General features: G+C 36.1%; 23 protein-coding genes. 10 read left to right on the plus strand and 13 right to left on the minus strand.

The features are described 5' to 3' along the window. The 4 genes from ACFQ13_RS08720 to ACFQ13_RS08735 all read right to left on the minus strand — a co-directional run bounded on the left by ACFQ13_RS08720 (position 1) and on the right by ACFQ13_RS08735 (position 4,289). Positions 1-1,314, minus strand: a complete 1,314-nt coding sequence (locus tag ACFQ13_RS08720; protein ID WP_386116306.1) for an ABC transporter permease — start codon at positions 1,312-1,314, stop codon at positions 1-3. Between the two features lie 2 nt (positions 1,315-1,316). Further along, complete coding sequence (locus tag ACFQ13_RS08725; protein WP_386116309.1) at positions 1,317-2,243, minus strand: ABC transporter ATP-binding protein; 927 nt, start codon at positions 2,241-2,243, stop codon at positions 1,317-1,319. Between the two features lie 308 nt (positions 2,244-2,551). Next, positions 2,552-3,679: a molecular chaperone DnaJ gene (gene dnaJ, locus ACFQ13_RS08730; protein WP_386116311.1), complete on the minus strand. Its 1,128-nt coding sequence runs from the start codon at positions 3,677-3,679 to the stop codon at positions 2,552-2,554. 55 nt (positions 3,680-3,734) lie between these two features. Further along, positions 3,735-4,289 carry a nucleotide exchange factor GrpE gene (locus ACFQ13_RS08735; RefSeq protein WP_386116314.1) on the minus strand — a complete coding sequence of 185 codons (555 nt, stop codon included), beginning with the start codon at positions 4,287-4,289 and terminating at the stop codon, positions 3,735-3,737. A 150-nt stretch (positions 4,290-4,439) separates the two neighbouring features. On the opposite strand from ACFQ13_RS08735, the gene ACFQ13_RS08740 reads away from it, so the two are divergent. Next, positions 4,440-5,099, plus strand: coding sequence for a YceI family protein (locus ACFQ13_RS08740; protein ID WP_386116316.1), 660 nt, complete (start codon positions 4,440-4,442; stop codon positions 5,097-5,099). A gap of 420 nt (positions 5,100-5,519) precedes the next feature. Here the strand turns inward: ACFQ13_RS08740 and ACFQ13_RS08745 are convergent, their stop codons facing one another. From ACFQ13_RS08745 to ACFQ13_RS08755, 3 genes are all read right to left on the minus strand, one after another. Then, positions 5,520-6,842, minus strand: a complete 1,323-nt coding sequence (locus ACFQ13_RS08745) for a DUF5723 family protein (RefSeq protein ID WP_386116319.1) — start codon at positions 6,840-6,842, stop codon at positions 5,520-5,522. A 149-nt stretch (positions 6,843-6,991) separates the two neighbouring features. Continuing rightward, complete coding sequence (locus ACFQ13_RS08750) at positions 6,992-7,618, minus strand: response regulator (RefSeq protein WP_386116322.1); 627 nt, start codon at positions 7,616-7,618, stop codon at positions 6,992-6,994. Next, positions 7,615-9,519: a tetratricopeptide repeat-containing sensor histidine kinase gene (locus ACFQ13_RS08755; RefSeq protein ID WP_386116324.1), complete on the minus strand. Its 1,905-nt coding sequence runs from the start codon at positions 9,517-9,519 to the stop codon at positions 7,615-7,617. The genes ACFQ13_RS08750 and ACFQ13_RS08755 overlap by 4 nt, the downstream gene beginning before the upstream one ends. Positions 9,520-9,717: 198 nt before the next feature. On the opposite strand from ACFQ13_RS08755, the gene ACFQ13_RS08760 reads away from it, so the two are divergent. Continuing rightward, complete coding sequence (locus tag ACFQ13_RS08760) at positions 9,718-9,885, plus strand: hypothetical protein (RefSeq protein ID WP_386116326.1); 168 nt, start codon at positions 9,718-9,720, stop codon at positions 9,883-9,885. 85 nt (positions 9,886-9,970) lie between these two features. Continuing rightward, positions 9,971-10,357, plus strand: a complete 387-nt coding sequence (locus ACFQ13_RS08765) for a pyrophosphohydrolase domain-containing protein (protein ID WP_114308852.1) — start codon at positions 9,971-9,973, stop codon at positions 10,355-10,357. Between the two features lie 52 nt (positions 10,358-10,409). Here ACFQ13_RS08765 and ACFQ13_RS08770 read toward each other — a convergent pair whose 3' ends face one another. Beyond that, a complete protein-coding gene (locus ACFQ13_RS08770; RefSeq protein WP_386116329.1) occupies positions 10,410-11,477 on the minus strand; it encodes a branched-chain amino acid aminotransferase in 1,068 nt (355 codons plus the stop codon). A 117-nt stretch (positions 11,478-11,594) separates the two neighbouring features. Between ACFQ13_RS08770 and ACFQ13_RS08775 the strand changes: the two genes are divergently transcribed. From ACFQ13_RS08775 to ACFQ13_RS08790, 4 genes are all read left to right on the plus strand, one after another. Further along, the gene (locus tag ACFQ13_RS08775) at positions 11,595-12,101 is read left to right on the plus strand and encodes a DUF4920 domain-containing protein (RefSeq protein WP_386116330.1); all 507 of its coding nucleotides are present in this window, start codon (positions 11,595-11,597) and stop codon (positions 12,099-12,101) included. Beyond that, positions 12,079-12,537 carry a hypothetical protein gene (locus ACFQ13_RS08780; RefSeq protein WP_386116333.1) on the plus strand — a complete coding sequence of 153 codons (459 nt, stop codon included), beginning with the start codon at positions 12,079-12,081 and terminating at the stop codon, positions 12,535-12,537. The genes ACFQ13_RS08775 and ACFQ13_RS08780 overlap by 23 nt, the downstream gene beginning before the upstream one ends. 3 nt (positions 12,538-12,540) lie before the next feature. Beyond that, positions 12,541-13,233: a tRNA (5-methylaminomethyl-2-thiouridine)(34)-methyltransferase MnmD gene (gene mnmD / locus ACFQ13_RS08785; RefSeq protein WP_386116336.1), complete on the plus strand. Its 693-nt coding sequence runs from the start codon at positions 12,541-12,543 to the stop codon at positions 13,231-13,233. Positions 13,234-13,389: 156 nt separating this feature from the next. Then, positions 13,390-14,295 (plus strand): TIGR01777 family oxidoreductase, encoded by a 906-nt coding sequence (locus ACFQ13_RS08790; protein WP_386116339.1) that lies wholly within the window; start codon positions 13,390-13,392, stop codon positions 14,293-14,295. A 46-nt stretch (positions 14,296-14,341) separates the two neighbouring features. Here ACFQ13_RS08790 and ACFQ13_RS08795 read toward each other — a convergent pair whose 3' ends face one another. After that, entirely contained in the window at positions 14,342-15,226 is an 885-nt protein-coding gene (locus ACFQ13_RS08795; protein ID WP_386116341.1) for a LysR substrate-binding domain-containing protein, read from the minus strand. A 105-nt stretch (positions 15,227-15,331) separates the two neighbouring features. Here ACFQ13_RS08795 and ACFQ13_RS08800 point away from each other — a divergent pair, with 105 nt between their 5' ends. Further along, complete coding sequence (locus ACFQ13_RS08800; RefSeq protein WP_386116343.1) at positions 15,332-15,955, plus strand: LysE family translocator; 624 nt, start codon at positions 15,332-15,334, stop codon at positions 15,953-15,955. Positions 15,956-16,075: 120 nt separating this feature from the next. On the opposite strand, the gene ACFQ13_RS08805 is transcribed toward ACFQ13_RS08800, so the two are convergent. Together ACFQ13_RS08805 and ACFQ13_RS08810 are read right to left on the minus strand one after the other, a co-directional pair. After that, on the minus strand, positions 16,076-16,474 hold the full coding sequence (locus ACFQ13_RS08805) for a DoxX family protein (protein ID WP_386116345.1): 399 nt from the start codon (positions 16,472-16,474) through the stop codon (positions 16,076-16,078). Between the two features lie 370 nt (positions 16,475-16,844). Further along, complete coding sequence (locus tag ACFQ13_RS08810; protein WP_386116348.1) at positions 16,845-18,890, minus strand: dipeptidyl-peptidase 3 family protein; 2,046 nt, start codon at positions 18,888-18,890, stop codon at positions 16,845-16,847. 93 nt (positions 18,891-18,983) lie between these two features. Here ACFQ13_RS08810 and ACFQ13_RS08815 point away from each other — a divergent pair, with 93 nt between their 5' ends. Beyond that, positions 18,984-20,003, plus strand: coding sequence for an SRPBCC family protein (locus ACFQ13_RS08815; protein WP_386116350.1), 1,020 nt, complete (start codon positions 18,984-18,986; stop codon positions 20,001-20,003). A gap of 42 nt (positions 20,004-20,045) precedes the next feature. Beyond that, positions 20,046-20,411, plus strand: coding sequence for a fluoride efflux transporter CrcB (crcB, locus tag ACFQ13_RS08820; RefSeq protein ID WP_386116353.1), 366 nt, complete (start codon positions 20,046-20,048; stop codon positions 20,409-20,411). A gap of 107 nt (positions 20,412-20,518) precedes the next feature. On the opposite strand, the gene ACFQ13_RS08825 is transcribed toward crcB, so the two are convergent. Then, positions 20,519-20,887 carry a DUF1801 domain-containing protein gene (locus ACFQ13_RS08825; protein WP_386116356.1) on the minus strand — a complete coding sequence of 123 codons (369 nt, stop codon included), beginning with the start codon at positions 20,885-20,887 and terminating at the stop codon, positions 20,519-20,521. Between the two features lie 128 nt (positions 20,888-21,015). Beyond that, on the minus strand, positions 21,016-23,565 hold the full coding sequence (locus ACFQ13_RS08830; RefSeq protein WP_386116358.1) for an adenosylcobalamin-dependent ribonucleoside-diphosphate reductase: 2,550 nt from the start codon (positions 23,563-23,565) through the stop codon (positions 21,016-21,018). Between the last annotated feature and the right edge of the window lie 90 nt (positions 23,566-23,655).

A 23,655-nucleotide genomic window follows, 5' to 3' on the forward strand; every position in this document is an offset into this window, starting at 1 on the left:
TTAATATTTCAGCCATTTAAAAATTTCTTTATAGCTCGGCTTCTTTCCATACATTAAAATTCCAACCCTATAAATTTTAGCCGCAAACCAAACTGCTAAAACAAAGGTTCCTATTAATAAGACTAAGGATAATATTTGTTGCCAAACTGGCACTCCAAAAGGAATACGCATAAGCATCACTACTGGAGACGTTAATGGTATAAATGAAAATACGGTAGAAACCGTTCCGTGAGGATCTTCAATCACCGTAAACACGCCAACATATACAGCTAATATTAGCGGCATTAAAATTGGTAACATAAATTGCTGTGTATCGGTTTCATTATCTACAGCGGCTCCAATAGCGGCATACAAAGAACTGTATAACAAATAGCCGCCAATAAAGAAAAACAAAAAGGCCACAATTAAATTAGCGAGTGGTAAATTGCTAATTGCCGTGATTAAATTTTCGGCCATAACCTGAGGACCTCCCGCTTGCATAGCTTGGTTTACCATTTCTTGTTGAGGCGATTGTACTTGACCAAGGTCGATACCAAATATGGCCGACACCACAAAGAGTAACACACCTCCTAAAATAACCCAAATAATAAATTGAGTAATTCCTGCTAATGAGGTTCCGATAATTTTCCCCATCATTAACTGAATAGGTTTTACAGACGAAATAATAACCTCAATAATCCGGCTTGTTTTTTCTTCAATAACGCTACGCATAATCATGTTTCCGTAAATGATAATAAACATGAAAAGCAGATAACCCGCTGCCCCCCCAAAGGCCAACTTAACAATGTTATCGATTTTAGAACTTTTCTGACCATCAAAGCTCTCTTGTGCAATTTCAATATTAGTTTGAGAAGCTTCAATTTGAGCCATAGTAACGCCATCTAATTCTAACTTCTTTTCTTTAAGACGTTTTTCAATTTGGCGTTCTAAACCTGAAATGATACTCAAGGAAGGTGAATCTTCAGAATAAAACTTAACATGGCCTTCTACATCATCAAGTGAATTGGCTTTAGATATATACAGTAAACCATAGTCCTCCTTCTCTTTTACTAAAGTGGTGGCATCTTCTAAACTGAGGCCATTGAGATAGGTGTAATTGGTATGCTCGGTATCTTGAAACACTTCACTGAGATAACCGGTTTCATCTAAAATTGAAATACTTCGCTGTTTTTCGTTATTTAATTGCGATAAATAAGCAACAACAGCAATAAGCGCTATCATAATTAGCGGACTTAGAAAAGTCATGATTATAAACGACTTGTTTCTTACCTTGGTAATATATTCCCGTTTTACTATTAATGGTAAATGGTTCATTATTAGTTATTTTTTATTGTTTGAATAAAAATATCACTGGCCGATGGAATTACTTCCATAAAATGATGGACCTCAGCTTTGCTGGTTAAAAATGATAGCAAATCATTAGGTGAGGTTTGTTGATCTATCTTTATATTCAACTTAATATCGTCATTCAAATTTTTAAATGTTGCCGGAAGCACTTCAAATTTCTCTCTTATTTCTGAACAAACTTTTTCGGGTTGCAATGAGGCCATACCAACTTCAAACGTATTGGTTTTATATTGGCGTTTAATATCGTTTAAGCGTCCGTCTAAAATTTTATTAGACTTATGAATTAGAGCAATATGATCGCATAATTCCTCTACAGACTCCATACGGTGTGTTGAGAAAATTACCGTAGCCCCTTCATCTCTTAATTGTAAAATTTCGTCTTTAATTAAATTGGCATTAATAGGATCGAAACCCGAGAACGGCTCATCAAAAATTAATAGTTTAGGTTGATGCAGAACCGTCACAATAAATTGTATTTTTTGCGCTTGACCCTTACTAAGTTCTTGTATTTTTTTATTCCACCAATCGCCAATATCCAATTTATCAAACCAATATTTTAAACGGGTTTTGGCTTCTGTTTTGGTTAGCCCTTTTAACTGCGCCAAATACAAGCACTGCTCCCCTACTTTCATGGATTTATATAAGCCACGCTCTTCGGGCAGGTAGCCAATATCGCGTATATGTTCTGTTTTTAAAGGTTGTCCGTCCAATAAAACAGACCCCGTGTCTGGCATTGTAATTTGATTGATAATACGTATTAATGTGGTTTTACCAGCACCGTTTGGTCCAAGTAAACCAAAAATACTACCTTTTGGCACTGCAATAGATACTTCATTTAGTGCTTTAAAATTTCCGAAGTTTTTAGAGACGGAATTAGCAACTAATAAGTCATTCATAGAGATCTAAGTTTTTAGGTATGGTTAGTCTGTAAAGATATTAAATGTTAGAGATTCTTTTATAGCCAAACCCCACAATTTATGTTCTTTATCCATTTTTCTTTAACTCTTTTGGTTATTAAAGTGAGGTCCGATAGAGATGTAAAGCCCCTACAAGAGGCATTTAGAGAATCTCATAGGGTCTAAAAAACAAAACCCACCCTCATGGTTAGATAAGGATGGGAAAAAATTGCTATGAAAAAGAAAAATTACCGCTAATAAGATTAGCGATAATTCAAATATACTAATTTTTATTCAATAGAGACCTTTTATGAAAACATATCTTTTACCTTTTCAAAAAAAGATTTATCAGAGCTTTCTGGTTTAGGTTCAAAATGCTCATCGTCTTTCATACTTTCAAAAAAGGCTTTTTGTTTTTTATTCAAAGTCTTTGGTGTCCAAACATTTACATGCACTAGTAAATCACCGCCGCCGTAACCATTGATACTTGGAATTCCTTTACCACGAAGTCTTAAAATTTTACCAGATTGTACACCTGGCTCAATCTTAATACGCACTTTTCCGGTTACGGTATCAATCTCTTTAGAGTTCCCTAAAACCGCATCTGGCAAGCTCACATACATATCGTAATGCAAGTTATCACCTTCACGTTTTAATGTAGGGTGTTCTTCTTCTTGAATGGCTACTAATAAGTCACCAGCAATACCGTTACCTGGGGCATCGTTACCTTTACCGGTTACTTTAAGCTGCATTCCATCAACAACTCCTGCAGGAATTTTAACGGTTACCGTTTCATCAGAAACTTTTAAACCGTGAGCATCTGCATCAGCAGGCTTTTTATCTATAGTTTGCCCTGAACCTCCACAAGTCTGACAAGGTGAGGCCGTTTGCATTCTACCTAAGATGGTATTTGTAACACGGGTTACTTGACCAGACCCACCACAAGTTCCACATGTTTTGTACGTGGTTCCTGTCGCTTTAATTTTTCGCTTAACTTTTATTTTCTTTTCAACACCTTTAGCGATGTCTTCTAAAGACAATGTAACACGAATTCTAAGGTTAGATCCTTTAACGACACGTTGTCTACCACCGCCGCCAAAGCCGCTAAAACCACCGCCGCCGCCGAAGCCACCGCCACCAAAGATATCACCAAATTGACTGAAGATGTCATCCATATTCATGCCACCGCCGCCAAAGCCACCTCCGGCACCGCCTTCAAAGGCTTGGTGACCAAATTGGTCGTAACGTGCTTTTTTGTCTGCATCACTTAAAATCTCATAAGCTTCTGCTGCTTTTTTAAACTTTTCTTCGGCTTCAGTATTATCAGGATTTTTATCCGGATGATACTTTAATGCCATTTTACGATAAGCTTTTTTTATTTCAGCATCAGAGGCTCCTTTACTGATTCCTAATATGTCGTAATAATCTTCTTTCATCAACTAATTTATTCTTGGTATTTTTCTAGAAACGCGTCTTCTTTTGGGCTATCATTTATTGACCAATGACTACTTTAGGGTAACGAATTATTTTTTCTCCCAATTTATAACCATGCTCAACCACATCTATAATTTTCCCTTTTAAATCATCACTAGGGGCTGGAATTTGTGTTATCGCTTCATGGATATCGGCATCAAAGGCATCGCCTTGGTTTACCTCAATTTTAGATAAGCCTTTTTGACCTAAGGTACTAACTAATTTATTGTAAATTAATAAAACCCCTTTTCTTAATTCTTCTGCTTCTTTATCCTCTTCAATATGTGATAAGGCACGCTCAAAATCATCTAAAACCGGTAGCATTGCAACAACGACATCTTGACTGGCCGTTTTAAACAACTCTATACGCTCCTTAGTTGTTCGCTTTTTATAATTTTCAAATTCAGCAAACAAACGCATAAATTTATCTTTTTCAGCGACTAACTGATCTTGCAACTGCTCTTCCGGAGACTTTACATTTTTTTCTTCTGCTACGTCTGCCTCGGCATTACTCGTAGTTTGATCCTCAACATTAGGATCTTCAACATTTATATTTTTATCTTCTTTACTCATTTTGAGTTCTTTTTTTAACTTTCATTAGTATTGGCAAAATTACTGCCATTATCATAATAATGTCAAAATGTCACCAACATTTTTTTCAACCTAACAAAGTCCTATTTTTTATCTTTGTATTTTTAAATTTTAAAATCGAAAAACAAAACTATGAAAACTATCTTTTTAAATTTCTTTACGCTAATAACTTTTGTGACGCTTACGAGCTGTGGTGACAAAGCTAAAGAAGCAGACACCAATAAAGCTGAAGCTGCTGCCGTAGCAAAATCTGACGCTGTTACTTACGAAGTAAATCCTACATTATCTACAATTCAATGGAAAGGGTTTAAACCTACGGGAGAACACCATGGAACTATTGCTTTGGCTGCAGGAAAACTGAATATGAATTCTGGCGCTATAGAGGCAGGGAAATTTGTGATTAACATGGATGGTATCGAAGTTTTAGATCTCCCTAAGGAAGACGACAATCATGCAAAATTAACAACGCACTTAAAAAGTGATGATTTTTTTGATGTACAAGCCTATCCAAATGCAAAATTTATTGTGACTGGTGCAACGACAACTGATGGTCAAACACAGCTTTCTGGAAACTTAACTTTAAAAGAAACTACAAACAACATTAGCTTTCCTGTAAAATTGACGTTTAATGACAAGGAAGACATAATGACTTTAACAAGTGAAACGTTTACGATTGACCGTTCTAAGTGGAATGTAAAATACGGGTCTAAATCGTTTTTTGATAATTTAGGCGACAAATTTATAAACGACGATATTGAAATTACTATTTCTTTAGTCGCTGAAAAGCTTTAAAACACATCACACAAACTTAAAAAGCAGCCTACCTAGGCTGCTTTTTTTTATGAATATTAGCCATTAAAAAAGCACCTTTAAAAGGTGCTTTTTCTACTTACTGATATCTCTAAATACCCCTACAATTAATAGCAACTCAGTAAGACTAACATCTCTAGTTTAGTATCTTAAAGTATCTCTTTTTAACTTTTAAATTTTATATCCCACTACCGCTATCCTTCAATTTAATGGTCTGCTTAATCCATATTATTTAAGATTGAGGTAAGTTTTAATTCATTGCGTAACATGCCCAAACCCTGTAACAAACCGCTGGCTTATGGCTTTCTTACCGGATAAAAATACAACAGGCTATAAAACAAAAAAATACCCATTACTAGGTATTTTTTTGTTTTATAGAATTATCTCCTTCTTAATTTGAGACTACCGGTAAATAGGAATTTTAAGACCTACATACACATCTGTTGTTTTAGAACTCTCTGACAAAAGGTTCGTAAATACAGAGCCTGAACCTACCGTTAAAGGTCCAAATCTAAAACCACCACCAAAAGAGACATCTCCATATTGTCTAAAACTTAATGGTGCATAAAAGCTAAACCATTTAGTTTCTAATCGTGGTGCTACGGTTGCCGTATTGATAACAGAACTACTCAACTCTGAATCCTTTTTTGTCATGGACAAATCGGCTTGCGCACTTACAAACCATTTTTTAGACAATCTATAATCTACTAAAAGATGTAAGGCCGTTGGCAATTGTAAAGTGGCTGTTTCATTAATATCAATATTATCGTAATTATCTTCTAAAAACGATTCAACATCTTCTTCATAATTTGCAGTACTTACGGAGGCATTAAGATCGTAACGGCTAATTTTAGCATCATCGTAACTAATAGAACCAATATCGGTCACAGAAACCCCAACTTTAAGTTTATAAGGTTGCTTATATTTTGGTAAACTGTCTACACTAGTATTGTCATACCATTGGTAGGTAAACCCAAGATCCAATCCTACACCAGAGGTAATATTGGAAAAATTAACATCATCATTGTCAAAACCTTCACTTGTTCCGTAGTTTAATTGCCCTTGGGTGACTAAAGTTTCTGAACTGGCCGTATATTCCCCTTGTAATCCTGGACTACTTAGAAAGAGGCTTCCAGCTCCCATAAGGTATTTTAAGGTTACCCCACCCTTTAGGAAGTGTTGGGGTTTATCGACTAGAATTCTTCCGTAGGCAACACCAATTTCTCCCCAAGCATGAATTGTTCCGTTAAGGTGTTCTGAATTAAAGCTAAAGTCCTCGTCAACATCAAAATCATCTACAACAGCTTCATACAGTTCTCCATTGATATCATTAATATTAAGGTTTCCTCGTAATCGGCTAATCACTCCAATACTACTTTTCTTTGTTAAGTTGAACATAAACGACGGCCCCACAACATCGATATTAAAGAAAAAATTATTTGTATTGCTTGGGAATTTTTCTGCGTCTTCTTCAAAATCAAATCCCCCATCAGAACTTATAATATCACTGAGGTTAATGCCAAAATAATCGCTCCCACCAAAGACACTTGCTGACGTTAAATTAATATCAGTTCGCAAGGGCATTCCTACCACATTTGCGGGATTATAGACCACACCGTGAATTCCCGAATAGTTATCTACAGCATGACCAATATAACTTTGACCAAAGGATAAATTGATTGCGACCATCCCCATTAAAACAAGGCATTGTTTTATTAATTTCATAATATATAAAGGTTGATTAATAACGATTTTAAGATAATATTTTTATCATATTAACTTTTAAAAATTTGACTAAACACCAATTTATCAGACCAATAACCAAACATAAATCTTTTAAAACACATCGATTTAAAAAACACAAGACGACGTTTTTAAGGTGAAAATTTATATTTAGCTTCTATAGCAAAGCGCATTAACTCCCCTTTACCATGGAGCCCTAAAATCTTAATCATATTTTTACGGTGGGTGTCCACCGTATGAATTCCTATAAACAATTCGTTAGCGATTTCTCTCGAGGTTTTTCCTTGCGCCACTAATCTCAAAATTTCCACTTGCCGCTTGGTAAGCACCCCCTTAGATTTTGTATTGCTATTATCTTCAGCTTCTACATTAATATTGGCATCGTAATACCGATCTCCTTTATACACGGCTCGCACCGCTTTTACCACCTCATCTAAAGGAGAGTTTTTCAATAAATATCCAGATACGCCGGCTTCTAACATCTGTTTCACGGCGGCTTTCTGGTCGTACATGGTAAAGGCTAAAACCTGGGTATGCGGTAAAGTCGCTTTAATACATTTTGTTGCTTCAATGCCGTCTAACTTTGGCATCCTAATATCTGTAATCACCACATTAGGCTGCTTCAATTTTACTAATTTAAGGAGGGCCTCTCCGTCATTAGCAGTTCCTACAACCTCAATATCGTGCTCTTGTTCTAAAAATAATTTTATGCCATCAATCAACGACTGATGATCTTCTGCTATAGCGACCCTAATCATACCGGTATATCTATTATTATGGTGGTTCCATTTCCTAATTCAGATTCAATAGTTAAGTTTCCTTCCCAATGTTCTACACGTCGATCAATACTCATTAGCCCCATCCCTTTGGTAGCTTTGGGTAACTGTTTGGGATCAAAACCAACACCATTATCTTCAATCATTATATTAAGTTTATTATCATGATTAGTAAGGTGTACAATAGCGTGGGTTGCTTTGGCGTGCTTTATTATATTGGTCACCAACTCTTGAATAATTCTAAATATTGCAATTTCTAAAGCATTTTCTAAACGCTGATCTAAACCAAAACTCTGCACTTCGACCTTTAAATTGTTAATTCCGGAGGCATTTTTAGACAAACGTTCAACGGCAGGCAATAATCCATCTTTAGCCATAACCCCTGCATTTTTTACATGGGCCAAAACACGGGTTTCATTATAGGCGGTATCTAATAGCGCACTGATTTTTTGGGTTAAATGTTCTGAATCTTGAGACATCACTTGTTGTTTCACAAAATATTCAAACTGTAATTTTGCGGCGGCTAAGGTTGCTCCAACACTATCGTGCAAATCAGAAGCCAAGCGTTGCCGCTCCTTTTCTTGGCCTTTAATCATGGCATTGATGGCAGACAACTCTAATTCTTTAAGCAACTTTTCTTTTTCTGCAATTTGCTGTTCGCGTTCTTGCTGTGCTTTACGTTGTTTGCGTTTAGAATTCCGAAACACCACAAATGTTAAGATAGAAAGTGCCGACAAACTGCCTCCCCAAGCCAATACCAAGTTAGTTTTTTCATTTTCATGCTTAAGGCCTAATTTTAGAGTCTTATTAATATTCACCAAACTATCTTTTGTACGGTGATTGTCTATTTTTATTTTCTCTAAAGCTTGAACCGCATGAATATCATCTATAGTCGTTCTTCGATCTAATCTTAAGTCTTGATATTTTATGGTGAGATCAAAATCGCGCTTCGCCTTATACGCTTGAAACAAGAAAAAATAAGCCCCGTCAATCATTTCATGATTGGATATCTTTTCAGCATAAAAAAGACATTGATTAGCCGCCTCAATCAATTCGTCATAGCGTTTTTGTTTGTAATACATCATAGCAAGCACACTATAAGCATGGGTTAAGGTATTGTAGTTCCCCTCAGATTCCCCAATAGAAATAGCTTCATTAATGTAACGATTAGCCAACGGAAACTCCTTTTTTTGGATGTAAGCATTACTAACATTAATTAAGCCTAAGGCTATTTTCTGTTTGTGATTTATAGCACGAGACAGTTTTAAACTTTTTTCATAATAACTAATCGCATCATCAGATTTATAGCGCCACCCATAGATATTTCCGATATTGACTAAAACTTGAGCCATTAAAACCGTGTCCTTAATGGTCTCTGCAAGGGCCAAAGAATGTTCGTAATACTTTTTTGCTTCATCTAAATTATACACCTTACGGTATGACACTCCTAAATTATTTATAGCATTGGCTTGACCTCTAACATTTTTTAAATCTTTATAAATTTTTAAACTTGTTCCGAAGTGATTTGAAGCTTTGCTATTTTCACCAAACACATGTTCTATACGTCCTAAAAGCAGCAACACATCGGCTTTTTGCTCCCTAAGCGCCTTGGCATTTGTAAAATCTAACAAATCTAAAGTCATGGCGTAGGCGCTATCGGTTTTACTTTCAAAATAATATTTAGAAATATAGTTATGATAGGCCGTTGCTCTTGCTGTATCGGGCAACTTGTTATTGTGCCAAATCCCTAATAAGGACGCTTTAGATTGGCTTTGACTGAAGCTTAATAAGGGGAGCAATAAAAAGCAAACAATACGACTATAGTAAGTGTTACAACTAGGCATGACATCTTTAGGGTTTTTATAAAAGCGCTTCAATCTCAATGAGGGTTTATTTTAAACAGATAATGGTTCATTATAATAAACCACATACTGAGCAATCGGTAATGCTATGCGTATTCAGAATAAAAAGCTTTATACACAAAAGTGCACTTTATAAACCCATTATACCATACCCAATACACGGTATTTTTACCCAACTAAAGTTATAAAAAAAAGATTGACACTGAAAAAACTAAAGTTATGACTTTAAATTCATTACATAAAAATGAATTTTATGGCAGCAATCATACCTATAAAGCCAATAAAAGCAAGAAGAACCCAGAATGTTCCTTTATAGAATATTTTGTGAAGTTGAAGATCTTTACGGTACTGAAAAGCGATCACAATGACGAAAGCAATAAAAAATAATATTCCAAAAATCAATTGACCAGTACTAAACATCTTCTTATTTTTATGCAAAAATACGGATTAGTACACAAATAAACCAAGAACTATGCAAGACAAAATTGATGCGGTAAAAGCTTTTCATACGGCCTTTAAAATAGGACATCGCGAAACTCCTAAAGCCGACTTAGGCATGGAAAAAAATATGCTTCGTTATAAATTAATGCGCGAAGAAAATGAGGAGTATTTAGAAGCCGCAAATGCGAATGACCTTGTAGAGGTTGCTGATGCTTTGGGCGATATGCTTTATATTTTATGTGGTACTATTATAGAACACGGCATGCAACATAAAATTGAAGAAGTCTTTGCTGAAATACAACGTAGTAATATGAGTAAACTTGGCGCTGATGGCGAACCTATTTATCGTGAAGACGGTAAGGTTTTAAAGGGGCCAAATTATTTTAAACCTCATATTAAAGCCATATTAGAATCCTAAATAAAAAAGCAGCCTAAATAGGCTGCTTTTTTTATGGACTTAAAGTCTAAATTTATTTTATTTCGTATCTCCAGTTGTGCTTGTCTTCAGAGATATTGTGTTGTATTTCTAACAAGGTTTTCTTGAAAAGTTTTGCGTAAGAATCTTCAATTTCTGGAATCTCAAATAATTCGCCTTTATGCTCAAAAGCAGAAATAACACTAATTACGGCTGCAGTTCCTGTACCGAAGATTTCTTTTAACTCTCCTTCTTTAGCGGCTGTTTTAATTTCCTCAACAGTAACACGTCTAACTTCGCAAGTAATTCCTAAGTCTTCTGCCAATTGCAACATACTTTTACGAGTCACCCCATCTAAAATACGGTCGCTTGTTGGGGCGGTAATCAACTTATCACCCACTCTAAAAAACACATTCATTGTTCCTGCTTCTTCAAGAAAGCTATGGGTGCTAGCATCGGTCCATATGATTTGCTGAAATCCTTTTTCTTGGGCTAAACTTGTTGGGTAAAACTGTGCCGCGTAATTTCCGGCTGCTTTAGCAAACCCAACACCACCATCGGCAGAACGACTATATTCTTCAGCAATTAAAACACGAACTGGGGCGTTGTAATACGATTTTGCTGGCGAACAAATAATCATAAATCTGTAATTATTAGCTGGTGAAGCCGAAATTGCCGGTTCTGTTGCAATAATAAACGGACGTAAGTATAAAGAGTTTCCCACTCCTGGTTGAATCCAGTCGCTATCTAATTTAAGTAAAGCTTCTAAACCTTCAAAGAAATAATTCTCCGGAAAAGCTGGCATTGCTAATCGTTCTGATGATTTATTAATACGGTCAAAGTTAGCCTTAGGTCTAAACAAAAAGACTTTTCCTTCATCGTCTTTATAAGCTTTCATCCCTTCAAAAACGGCCTGACCATAATGAAATACACGTGCAGAAGGTTCAAATGTCATCGCTTGATAAGGCATAACTTTAGGAGTTTGCCATTTTCCATCTTCATAATCACAGACAAACATGTGGTCTGTAAACAAACGACCAAAGTCTAAATTGTTAAAATCTACGGTATCTATTTTAGAAGTTTTAGAAGTTTCAATGCTGATTTTATCGGTGTAATGCGTCATGATTATGTATGATTTTCCAACAAAAGTACATAATCAGCAGCTTTAATAAAAGGTTATATTCCCTTAAATTGTCTAAATTTGTGAAACAATAACAAATCAATTCAAAAAATTTTCCAAATGAAAAAAACAATTTTACTTTTCGCAATTACTGCTAGTCTGTTTTCTTGTAAAAACGAAACTAAAACAGCCGAAACAGCTCCTATTGAAACGACTACACCTGAAATTGCTTACGCTTCCTTTGGAAAAGACATAAATGATACCGATGCGCTTTCTGCAGAACGTATGATGGTACATTATAAAAACTTAAAAGTTGGAGATACGGTAAATGCCAAGATGAAAGGTAAAATTCTTGAAGTGTGTTCTAGCAAAGGGTGTTGGATGACTTTAGATCTTGAAGGTGATGCCCCTGTTATGGTAAAGTTTAAAGATTACGGTTTCTTTATGCCGTTAAATGCTGAAGGAGATGTTGTGGTTAACGGAAAAGCCTTTGTTACCGAAACACCTGTAGACGAATTAAGACATTATGCTGAAGACGCTGGAAAGTCTGAAGAAGAAATTGCAGCGATCACTGAACCTAAATTTGAATACCGTTTTGAAGCTGATGGCGTTTTACTTAAAGAATAAAACCATAACCCTTTCTGGACTTTTATTGTTTACGCTTTTTAGCTGCACCAATAAAGTAGAAAGCAAGGAGGCCCCAGCGCCAAAAAAAGTGCGCTACGAGATGTACCAAGCCTCGGAAATGGCTAATTTTATGAATGCCATGTACGCCTACAATATGCAATTGAAAAATGAAATTGTAGCCGGAGAAACCCCAAGTTTATTACCATTAGATTTGCTGACTTTACACTCGGCAGAAATGACTAAAGGGAAACAACGCCATGAAAATTGGGAGCATTTTGCAACGACTTTTATCACCTCTCAAGAGGCGGTGGCAGACACCGTTTTACAAACCAATTTAAAAGAACGTTACAATACAGCCATTACAAACTGTATTAGTTGCCATAAAACGGTTTGTACCGGACCTATTCCGAAGATTAAAAAATTACTGATTCCATAGAGTTTGAAAAGAAATATTATTACAACGTCAGATGGTTCTAAAACCATACAAATTGAAGAATGGAACGAGCAATACCACTCCATTCATGGCGCCATACAAGAGGCAAATCATGTTTTTATAAAACATGGTTTGCATTTCTTTTCGGAATCTAGACTTCAACATAAAACTTCAAAAGATTTAAGCATTTTAGAGATTGGTTTTGGTACCGCTCTTAATGCTTTTTTAACTGTTATTGAAGCTGAAAATTTAGAATTAAACATCGATTATGTAGGCGTTGAAGCCTACCCTGTAGAACTTGAAGAAGTCAACCAACTTAATTATAGCGACTTAATTTCTAAAGCGCATACCGCGATTTTTAACGAACTACATCAAACCCCATGGGAAACACCTTGCGAGATTACTCCAAGGTTTCAGTTAGAGAAACAACAGAAATTCTTTAAAGATATTACGGCAAAATCACAGTTTGACCTCATTTATTTTGATGCTTTTGGCGCTCGGGTTCAGCCTGATTTATGGACGGAAACCATATTTTCTATTATGTTTTCGGCCTTAAAAGCTAATGGTGTTTTGGTCACTTACTCAGCTAAAGGTAGCGTAAGACGTGCCATGCAAGCTGTTGGCTTTATTGTAGAGCGTCTCCCTGGACCTCCAGGCAAACGTGAAATGCTAAGAGCCACAAAACCATCTGAAGCCTAAACACCTTTAAAGCGCATAAAATACGAACACTTAAGTTCTCTTTTTTGCTTAAAATAAGAGAAAACAAACGCATTCCTTTCACTATCAAAACGTTAAATAGAATGTAAACTTTATCGCACTCCAAACATCATTTTGTACCTTTACCTAAAAAGGAACATGACCGTTTTAATTACAGGAGCTACAGGGTTAATTGGACAAGAAATTGTAAAACAATGTCATGATAAAGGCATCAAGGTTCATTACTTAACCACTTCAAAATCTAAACTAAGCACAGAGGAACATTATAAAGGTTTTTATTGGAATCCTAGAGCCAATGAAATTGATCATTTTTGCTTTGAAGGCGTGGATGCTATCATTAATTTAGTAGGGGCCTCAATCTCTAAACGTTGGACGGAAGATTATAAAAAAGTTATTCTTAACAGTCGGACTGAAACCGCAGCGTTATTATTAAAAACTGCAAAATTATACAATTACAACATTAAGCAAATTGTTTCTGCGAGTGCCATTGGTATTTACACAAGTAGTTTAGTTCATTATTACGAAGAAACGAACACGGAAGTTTCAGAAAGCTTTTTAGGAAAAGTTGTACACCAATGGGAAGCTGCTGTAGATGAATTTAAATCTATAGATTGTAAAGTTGCTAAAATTAGAATCGGATTAGTTTTAGCTAAAGACGGAGGTGCCTTACCCCAAATGGTAAAACCTATTTCTTATGGTGTAGGAGCTGCATTTGGTAGTGGGAAACAGTGGCAAAGCTGGATTCATCTTAAAGATTTAGCGGCCTTATTTATTTTTGCTGTGGAAGAACAGTTTGAAGGCGTCTATAATGGCGTTGCTCCCAATCCCGTAAGTAACGAAGAACTCACTAAGATTGCGGCAGGGATTTTAAATCGTCCGTTATTACTCCCTAACATTCCTGAATTCGCTATGAAAATCATCTTAGGAGAGATGCATATTTTACTTTTTGAAAGTCAACGTGTCAGTTCTCAAAAAATAGAAGCTGAAGGTTACGTGTTTAAATATGCCAATATACAACCCGCTTTAGAAGCTCTACTTCATTAACTCAACCTTTTCTTGCTATAAAAATTCTTAATCCAATTGGTTTCAATTAGGATATGTATTCCTTACCGAGGGCTTCAGAACAAGTTACAATACGTTTTATGATGCTATTAGGGTCGTGCCGTCGCCAATTGATATACAAATCAACAGTGTGAGGTAATTCTATAAACCGTACTGCTTTATTATTAGCCGACTTAAAGGCATAAGGCAAAATGGAAACCCCTAAAGATTGGGCGACCAAATTAAGAATCACACTTCCAAAATCAGACTCAATTGTGGTTTTAGGCTCCACGTTATGTTGCTTAAAAACATCACGCAAAAGACTTGAAAAATAGGTGGTATTATGTAAGGCTGAAATTATAAAGTTTTCATTTTCAACCATTTTTAAATCCGTAAAATTAATTGCATTTACCCAGTGATCCTTTGGCACAACCAAGCAAATAGGTTCAGCATACAACTTTTTGGATTGTATGGTAGGATTTAAAATCTCATCACGGCTAATGGCGATATCAATATGATAATCTAGAATTAATTTTTCATGATTTAAATCAGTAGGTTCCGTCAATTCAATTTTTAACTCTGGCATTTCTTGTGTAAGCACACGCATGAGTTGAGGTAAAAAACCAGAAGAAATAGATCCCGGATAGGCCAAAGAAATAACTCCAGACGTCCCTACATCAATTTTTTTTGCTTGAAGATGCAGCCGATCTAACTCATTAATAGTGATGGTCCAATGCTCCTTTAAAAATTGCCCTGCCGCCGTTAATTTTACATTGCGTTTATCGCGTTCTAAAAGTTTTAAATCTAACTCCTCTTCTAAAGCTTGTATTTGTCGACTTAATGTAGATTGAGAAATGGACAGCTTCTCTGCTGTATTCCAGAAATGTAGAAGGTTCGCTAATTCTAAAAAATACTTAATTTGTTGTGTCGTCATAATTAATGCATTTTTAGCATTAGTCAATCAAAAATATGTATTTTTTAAACGCTAACAAAGCATTTCCTTTGTCCGGAATAATCACATCATTTAAATGGATTCGTTATGGGTATCGAGAATTTTATCACCTTTTTAGTTACGGCCTTTATATTTACCATTACTCCAGGTATAGACACCATATTTGTTTTAAACAAATCTATCAGTCAGGGAAAGAAATCTGGAATACATGCCACCTTAGGCATCAACTCAGGAATCCTAGTCCATACTTTATTTGCCGCTTTAGGATTTACGGTTTTAATGGCAAAATCGGCATACGCCTTTATGATTATTAAATATTTAGGCGCACTTTATCTTTTATATATGGGTATTGTTAGTCTAAAAACACAACAATCTCTCATCGCTGTAGAGTCGGAACTTAAACCCGTAAAAAAACAGAAAAATGATTTTTGGTCCGGATTTATCACCAACCTCTTAAATCCGAAAGTTGCATTATTCTTTTTAGCGCTATTTCCGCAATTTATCAATCCTAATGCCTTAGAAAATCCGATTCCGTTTATGTTATTAGGGCTTAGTTTCGCCGCTATCGGTGTGGTTTGGTATCTGTCTTTAACCTTCTTTGCGGGCCAATTTTCCGAACAATTTAAAAGGCACCCTAAAGCAGGGGTGCGTCTAAATCAAATTTCAGGTTTTATATTTATCCTTATGGCTTTACTAATAGCATTCAACTAAAACCTCAACGTAAGTTTTAAGGGATCTTTTTTCAACAAAAAAACAAGGCAGTCACAAGTCATGACAACGACCAAAGGCTTTGTCTAGTTTTTGAAGCTTTAAAAGTGAGGCCGGTTTCGTCTAGTTCTTATAGATGAAGCGGTCTAAAGCACAAGAATTGTCTTTTATATGATGACTTAAGTAAGCTACAAAAGCCACATGAACTAATTGCGCTGTAATGGCGCCCCAGTTTTCAACCAAAGTAGACCCAAAAATTAAAGCGAGTAAAATAGCCGCAATACCAAGAACGGCAACTCTTGTAAAGAGTCCGATAACAAGCAAGGCTCCAAAAATAAGTTCCCCAAAGGGTAAGATGTAACTGAATGGTAAGGTAAGAACCTCAGGCATCATGGAGTTTTCAAAAGATTTTACAAGACCTTGACTAAAGGCTTCTAACTTAGGTAAGCGAACTAATCCATGACCGAACATGCTCAATCCTAGAGCCAATCTTACTATTAAATACGATGTTTTGCTGTGCATTATTTTTACAGTTTTATGAGATAAATGTATTCTTAAACTAATGTTGAAGCCTTAGGAAAAAGCTGTACTACGCGTTTAAAAGGCTACACCTAATAAACATTAGTACTTGTCCCTATTTGGTCTCCTTCTTTCGCATTTAATTTCACTTCACTTAAAAAAAATTAAAAGCTTAACATTTTTTTCCATGTCTAGTAACCAAGGCTAACCTCAAGTTTAAAGTTTTAAAGATACCCAATATTTTGAAAAACATCTGATATCCACTTATGAGCACCTAAAATACTGCACTTTACAAAACAGCATCATTTTAGTGCATAAAAAAAGCACTTACAGAATTGTAAGTGCTTTTTAAAATTTTAGAGCTAGACGCGTTCTAGTTCTCTACAGGAAGAAAACTATAGTCCTTACTGTAATTTAACATCTGTCCCGCAAAAGTTTCAGGTTGTGTAACTTTTATCGCTGTAATTTCACCTTCATTATTCGTTTCAGGAACTAACACCGGATTTACAAATCCGCTATAAGGAGGCGAAGGAAATTGTTTATTACGCTCTAGAACTTCAGCGTGAATCTCCTGATCAACCTTAACCCCATAACCTTCAACTAAAGCTTGTACAGCTTCGTAATCACCTTCAGATTTAATACGTTGCGTTTCTCTTAACAAGTCACCAAAAAGCTCATGTAACTTTTCGTAATCATTGATATTAAAATAGGTTTTTCCATCTTTAGTTACTTTTTCAATAACATTATCGTCTTTACCTTTTTCAAAGGCCCAAGCTGAAACCCATTGTCTGTTTCTCATATGTGCTTCTTCCACATCATCCCCTAAATCTAAACGAATTAATTGTGTCATCAAGCCATTTCTAATGTAACCGTCATAAGCCGCTTTACCAACTTTTTTCCAGTCTTCAACCAAACCTAATTCTTGTAATTTAGGATTGTAAAGAAAATACAAACCAACTAAATCAGCACGTCCTTCTTCTAAGGTTGAAGCATAGGTTTTAAGAGTTTCTTTAGTTTCACCAACACCAGGATTTAATTGTCCGGATGCATGACCAATAACTTCGTGCAATGCCGTGTGTAATTTATCGGCTAATTGCCCGTACTCTTCTTCTAACTGAACTTCTTCTTCATCATGAGCAAATTCTTTTAAACGTCCTGTACCACCTGCATTATTATACGCATTAATGATATTTCCTAAGGACACCGATTTACTTCCAACGGCAGCTCTAATCCAATTGGCATTTGGTAAATTAACACCAATAGGCGTACTTGGTGAGGCATCTCCAGCTTCTCCAGCCACATTAACCACCTTATAGGTTACCCCAACAACACTATCTTTTTTGTGAGCTTCCATTAATGGCGAATGGTCCTCAAACCATTGTGCGTTTTTAGAAAGTACCGCCATTTTTTCAGACATATCAAAATCATTAATTTGAATAATACTTTCATAAGATCCTCTGTATCCTAAAGGATCGTTATACACCTCAATAAAACTATTAATGTAGTCTATATTTCCTTCTGTTGCCGCAGTCCAAGCCACGTTATAATCATCCCAAGTTTGTAAATCACCTGTTTTATAGTAGGCAATTAATAAGCCTAAAGCCTCAGCCTGAGCCTCATTTTCAGCAACACCCTGAGCTTTTTCTAACCATTTTATAATTTCATCAATAGCAGAACCATATAAACCTCCTGATTTATAAACGCGTTCTTTTACTACACCATTTTCTTTTACCAACTTAGAATTTAAGCCGTAAGACAATGGCTTTTCTGGATTTGGAGAAACCTTAGTTTTATAAAAATCCGCAACATCTTTATTGGTAATATCTGGAGCGTAAAAGTTTACCGCAGATTCTAAAACATTATCCACACCTTTAGCTTGGTTCACCTTTTTGCTATCTTCAGTATTAAACAACACATCAAAAGATTCACCTTCTAAAGTGGTATCGGTTGTCGCTAATAATTCTTTTAAATAGGCTGCCGTAAAATCGGGCTTCATTTTAGCATTAGAATAATGATGATGAATACCATTACTAAACCAAACACGTTTTAAGTAGGTTTCAAAATTAGCCCAGTCGTCTGTAGACTTATCCCCGTCATAGCTATTGTAAACATTTTCTAAAGCGGTTCTGATTTTTAGATTATGACGGTAATTTTGATCCCACATAATATCGCGCCCCGCTAAACCTGCTTGCGTTAAATAATAAACGAGCTTTTGTTCCTTTAAGCTTAAGTTATCCCAACCTGGGATTTGATATCTTAATATTTTGATATCCGAAAATTCCTCAACCGTATAATCAAAGTCTACTTTTTCAACTTCAACAACCTGAGTAATTTCTTCTTTTGAATCTTTGACTTCATTTTTACATGCGACTATAAATAAAGCCAAAAGACAAATTTTCAATAATGATTTTAAATTCATTTGATACATTTTTGGTTATTCACAAATGTAATACTAATATCACATATCATAAAATGACTATATTTGATAAACCACTTAAAACCATCCCTAGAAATGAAAGCATTGAAATACATCTTATTGTTAGTGTTAATCTTAGTTATTGGCCTCTCTATCTATGTTGCTGTACAGCCCAATTCTTTTGAAGTAAGTAGGACGAGAACAATAAATGCCCCGCATGAGGTGGTGTATGATAATGTTATCGATTTTAAAAACTGGTCTGCGTGGAGTGCTTGGATTGAAGAAAATCCGGATATTAATATTGTTTTAGGCGAACAAACTCAAGGTGTTGGTGGTTCTTATAAATGGAATGCCGATGGCGAGCAAGGACGGATGGAAACTACAGCCGCTAACCCAAAGCAGTCGATAACCCAAGAACTACAATTTGGAACCTACCCAACGTCTGATGTGCATTGGGAATTTAAGCCTAATGATGATGGAACTACAGACGTCACTTGGCGGATTTCAGGAAAGGATTTACCTTTTGGATTTAAAATGTATATGGCCTTCTCTGGCGGAATGGACAAACAAATTGGTCCGGATTATGAAAGAGGACTTGAAAAGTTAGATAGTGTTGTGCAAGCGGAGATGAAAGTTTACAGTATTGAGGTTGAAGGCCTCACCCAACATAGTGGCGGGTATTACCTTTATAATACCACCTCTTGTAAATTAAGTGATTTTGAAGCAAACATGAAAACCACCTTAGGGCAGGTTGGGTCTTATGCGTTAACCCATAACATTAGTAGAGCAGGACAACCTTTTATATATTACCACAAATGGGACGAAGACAATAACGCTGTCATTTTCTCGGCATGTATTCCTACAAACTCACGTGTTATTTCTGAAGCGCCACATATTTTAACGGGCCAATTGGAATCTTTTAAAACCGTAAAAACTGTTTTAACTGGTGATTATAGTCATTTGAAAGCCGCTTGGGAGGCGACCATGACCTATATAAAAGAACAAAATTTAGAACTTGATGAAAGTGGACCAATGCTTGAAACGTATCTTACAAGTCCAGACACCCACCCTAACCCTGCTCATTGGAAAACAGAAATTTACGTTGCTGTAAAATAAATCTCCTATCATTAGGTTTGAAACTCCATAATTCATAAAACATTGAAACAATTTATCCTTGTATTTCTAGGTGGTGGTTTAGGCAGTGTATTGCGCTTTATCATCGGAAAATGGCTTAATAGTCCTGAAACCGGAATTCCCTATGGCACTTTTGCGGCTAATATTTTAGGAAGTTTACTTATAGGTATCTTCTTGGGCTTGGCGGCTAAAAATGAAACTTTATCTCAAAGTCAAACCCTACTCTTAGCAACCGGATTTTGCGGTGGATTTACCACCTTTTCTACCTTTGCTTATGAGAACCATATGTTCTTAAAAACTGGAGATTTTATGACCTTTGCCCTCTACACTATTGCTAGTTTTGTAGTTGGCTTTTTAGCGGTGTTTTTGGGGGTGTTTTTGGTGAAATAACTTTACACAGCGCCACTCAAAGATTGGGTGATGATCGGCAGAGGATTTAACCAAAACTTTTAAAACCTTATTTTAATTTAACTGTGAATTATGGATGGTGAAGACAACTAATTTTTCTTATAAAACCCCTTCACCTGCACTTTTTCTAGTGCTTTTAATATTGAAATAAAAACCACATCATCAAGAGCGTTAAGTGTTTTATAACGTAAGGACTTTACAACTTTACGTTTTTCGCTAATTAAATAAGGATCCCACTGTTTAGGTAAGTGTGCAGCATGCCAAAAACCAACATCCACAAAATCTTTACTTTTATGAAGATAACAAATGGGCTTTTTTTCAATATAATAACAAAGCATGCCCCATTTGTACAGCAACTTAGCTTCAGGCAGTGTGTGTTCTATTAAGATCTGCAATTGCAGCATAATAGATTTATACGGCTCTTCTTGTTTTAAGATATGGGCTTCTGCGAGATTCAAATCCTTGTCATTTAGAGATCGGTCTTTCAAATTTAAGACGAATTCTTAGCATAAAAAAACCTCATCTCGTATTATAAGATGAGGCCTTTTTTAGTTTCCATTATAAGCTTGATATTAACTATAATCGCCTAGCCACATTTAGAGTAGCCGCAGCTTTTACATTTTAAACAACCTTCTTCATAAATTAAGCCTTCAGGATCCTCGCAACTCGGACATTTTTTATCCACAGCTTCTGCCCCTTCGGGCACAAATCGTTTTAAAGCTCTTGCCACACCATTTTTCCAAGTATTAATATGGCTGTCGTATAAATTTAAATTATGAATTAAATCCACCACATACGGTATTGGCATACCATGACGCAAGACTCCTGAAATGAGTTTGGCGTAATTCCAAAACTCTTTATTAAACGATCGAGACAAGCCTTCAATAGTAATTTTATACCCTTCTTGATCTATATATTGAAAATCGTATCGCGATGTTCCGTCCTCATTACGTTGTTTTATCACCCAACCATGCTCTACCCATTGTGGCAAATTAAACGCATCTTTCATTTGTCCCGTAAAAATTTCATACGGTCGGCCATCAACTAAACCAATGACCGCTAACCATTGTTCGGTCTCGTTATTAAACCGAACTATTTCAGCTTCAATTTTAGTTGGTCGTTTGGCAATTAAGGTTGCTGTAGACTCCGATGATTTTTTTTCAGCCTTATCATCAGTCGTTGCAACTAAAATACCACTACGAGAGCCATCTCTATAAACGGTAATCCCTTTTAAACCTTTTCGCCAAGATTCTATATATATCGCTCCCACCAAATCTACACTCACATCTGCCGCCAAATTAATGGTTGAACTTATAGAATGTGTGGTATATTTCTGTACCAAAGCCTGTAATTCAACGCGTTTTTTCCAGTCAATCTCTGTAGCTGTAGCCCCCGCATAAGGGCTTTCAGAAATCGCTGTTTTGCCAGTAGTCTGCATCCAAGTTTCAAACTTTTTATGATAGACGGTAAACTCTTCAAAAGCATCACCTAAATCGTCCACAAAATCAACTTTAGCCTTTTCATTTTGGGTATTTACTTTACGTCGTCTTACATAAGACAGTAAAAATACAGGTTCAATACCAGAAGACACTTGAGCCAACATACTTAACGACCCTGTAGGGGCCACGGTACTTAAGGAAATGTTTCGGCGACCGTGGTCCATCATTCTCGTATAGATTTCAGGAAAGTCGCTAGCCAACATTTGCACAAACTCTGAAGTATCTTCAATATTCCTATTAAAGACGTCAAATGCGCCTCTGGTAATGGCCATATCAATACTACTCTCAAACTCCGCCGTCATTTTAGTTTTCATAATTTCTTCAACAACTTCTAAGGCAGCATCAGTGTCAAATTTAAGACCTAAAGCAGCAATAGCATCTGCTAAAGCGGTAAACCCTAAACCTGTTCTTCGGCCTTTCTTTCCGGTTTCAGCAAGAAGATTCCACAGGTCTTTCTCATTTCGTTTTATGGCATCTGGCTCCGGATCGGCATTAATTTTATCTAAAATTCGTTTTACAGCCTTCAGCTCTAAATCCACCAAATCATCCATAAGGCGTTGCGATTCATAAGTAATTTCGTAGAATTTCTTAAAATCGAATTTCGCCTTTTCCGTAAATGGATCCTCAACAAAACTGAATAAATTAAGGGCAATTAGACGGCAACTATCACCACCTTGCATGGCTATTTCTGAACAAGGATTGGTGGAGCTATTTTTAAATTCAGGATATACGGAAGATGTAGAATAATGGTGTTGGCGGTCCCAAAAAATCAATCCCGGTTCTGCGGTATTATGGGCACAGGTAATAATCTTTTGCCATAAGGTTTTGGCCTCAATCACTTTGGTGTATTCTGGTGTTTTACTAGCAATAGGCCATTGCAGTGTAAAGCTTGTGTTGTCAATAACGGCTTGCATAAACTCATCAGACAGCCGTATGGAGATGTTAGCGCCTGTAATCTTTGATAAATCTTGCTTTACGGTAATAAAATCTTCAATATCGGGATGTTTTACATCCATAGTAAGCATTAACGCTCCTCGCCTACCGTTTTGAGCTACCTCTCTTGTGGTGTTAGAAAAGCGTTCCATAAACGAGACTGCTCCGGTGGTAGTCCCAGCAGCATTAGAAACCAAAGCATCTTTGGGTCTTAACTCGGACAAATCGACACCAACACCACAACGGCGTTTAAACAATTGCGCCAACTGCTCATCGGTATGACATACGCCACCATAGGAATCTAAAACAGAAGGCACCACAATACAATTGGATAGGGAAGCAATTACCTCCTGATTCCCCAAACCAAACATAACGCTGCCTTGTGGTATAACGTATTTAAAATCTTTAAAAAGCTGGTAAATTTTAGACTCATCTAAAGGTGCTCTACGTTTTCCGTAGGCCGATAAATTTTCTAAACTAGTTTCTTTCTGCCTGTAGTGCTCTTCAATTTTACCAAATTCTTTAGCCATACGCTTATGCATATCGTCTGGCGATTTTTCCAAATAATGGCCCTGCCTATCCTTTAAGCAATACTTGTTAATCCATGTCGTTGCAGCAAGTTCATCTTGATTAAAATACGCTAAAGTAGAATTTAAAACATCTTGATAAGAAATTGATTTTGAGATTAAAGCAGCATCATGCATAATCGAATATATTTTGAGTTTTTTAATAGGATATATACAAAGCTAGGGATCCTAAAACCTCAAAACATGACAAAAATCATACTTGTTAAT

This window comes from Winogradskyella rapida (assembly GCF_042675845.1).
GTDB classification, from domain to species: Bacteria; Bacteroidota; Bacteroidia; order Flavobacteriales; family Flavobacteriaceae; genus Winogradskyella; species Winogradskyella rapida.

What these genes read in the sequence shown, in the direction of transcription:
- ACFQ13_RS08770 (WP_386116329.1), bottom strand. Translation starts at nt 11,477, where the DNA reads ATGACGCATTACACCGATAAAATCAGCATTGAAACTTCTAAAACTTCT.
- ACFQ13_RS08830 (WP_386116358.1), bottom strand. Translation starts at nt 23,565, where the DNA reads ATGCATGATGCTGCTTTAATCTCAAAATCAATTTCTTATCAAGATGTT.
- ACFQ13_RS08740 (WP_386116316.1), top strand. Translation starts at nt 4,440, where the DNA reads ATGAAAACTATCTTTTTAAATTTCTTTACGCTAATAACTTTTGTGACG.
- ACFQ13_RS08775 (WP_386116330.1), top strand. Translation starts at nt 11,595, where the DNA reads ATGAAAAAAACAATTTTACTTTTCGCAATTACTGCTAGTCTGTTTTCT.
- ACFQ13_RS08800 (WP_386116343.1), top strand. Translation starts at nt 15,332, where the DNA reads ATGGGTATCGAGAATTTTATCACCTTTTTAGTTACGGCCTTTATATTT.
- ACFQ13_RS08725 (WP_386116309.1), bottom strand. Translation starts at nt 2,243, where the DNA reads ATGAATGACTTATTAGTTGCTAATTCCGTCTCTAAAAACTTCGGAAAT.
- ACFQ13_RS08720 (WP_386116306.1), bottom strand. Translation starts at nt 1,314, where the DNA reads ATGAACCATTTACCATTAATAGTAAAACGGGAATATATTACCAAGGTA.
- ACFQ13_RS08815 (WP_386116350.1), top strand. Translation starts at nt 18,984, where the DNA reads ATGAAAGCATTGAAATACATCTTATTGTTAGTGTTAATCTTAGTTATT.
- ACFQ13_RS08750 (WP_386116322.1), bottom strand. Translation starts at nt 7,618, where the DNA reads ATGATTAGGGTCGCTATAGCAGAAGATCATCAGTCGTTGATTGATGGC.
- ACFQ13_RS08795 (WP_386116341.1), bottom strand. Translation starts at nt 15,226, where the DNA reads ATGACGACACAACAAATTAAGTATTTTTTAGAATTAGCGAACCTTCTA.
- ACFQ13_RS08735 (WP_386116314.1), bottom strand. Translation starts at nt 4,289, where the DNA reads ATGAGTAAAGAAGATAAAAATATAAATGTTGAAGATCCTAATGTTGAG.
- ACFQ13_RS08765 (WP_114308852.1), top strand. Translation starts at nt 9,971, where the DNA reads ATGCAAGACAAAATTGATGCGGTAAAAGCTTTTCATACGGCCTTTAAA.
- ACFQ13_RS08745 (WP_386116319.1), bottom strand. Translation starts at nt 6,842, where the DNA reads ATGAAATTAATAAAACAATGCCTTGTTTTAATGGGGATGGTCGCAATC.
- ACFQ13_RS08780 (WP_386116333.1), top strand. Translation starts at nt 12,079, where the DNA reads ATGGCGTTTTACTTAAAGAATAAAACCATAACCCTTTCTGGACTTTTA.
- dnaJ (WP_386116311.1), bottom strand. Translation starts at nt 3,679, where the DNA reads ATGAAAGAAGATTATTACGACATATTAGGAATCAGTAAAGGAGCCTCT.
- ACFQ13_RS08790 (WP_386116339.1), top strand. Translation starts at nt 13,390, where the DNA reads ATGACCGTTTTAATTACAGGAGCTACAGGGTTAATTGGACAAGAAATT.
- ACFQ13_RS08810 (WP_386116348.1), bottom strand. Translation starts at nt 18,890, where the DNA reads ATGAATTTAAAATCATTATTGAAAATTTGTCTTTTGGCTTTATTTATA.
- ACFQ13_RS08805 (WP_386116345.1), bottom strand. Translation starts at nt 16,474, where the DNA reads ATGCACAGCAAAACATCGTATTTAATAGTAAGATTGGCTCTAGGATTG.
- ACFQ13_RS08760 (WP_386116326.1), top strand. Translation starts at nt 9,718, where the DNA reads ATGACTTTAAATTCATTACATAAAAATGAATTTTATGGCAGCAATCAT.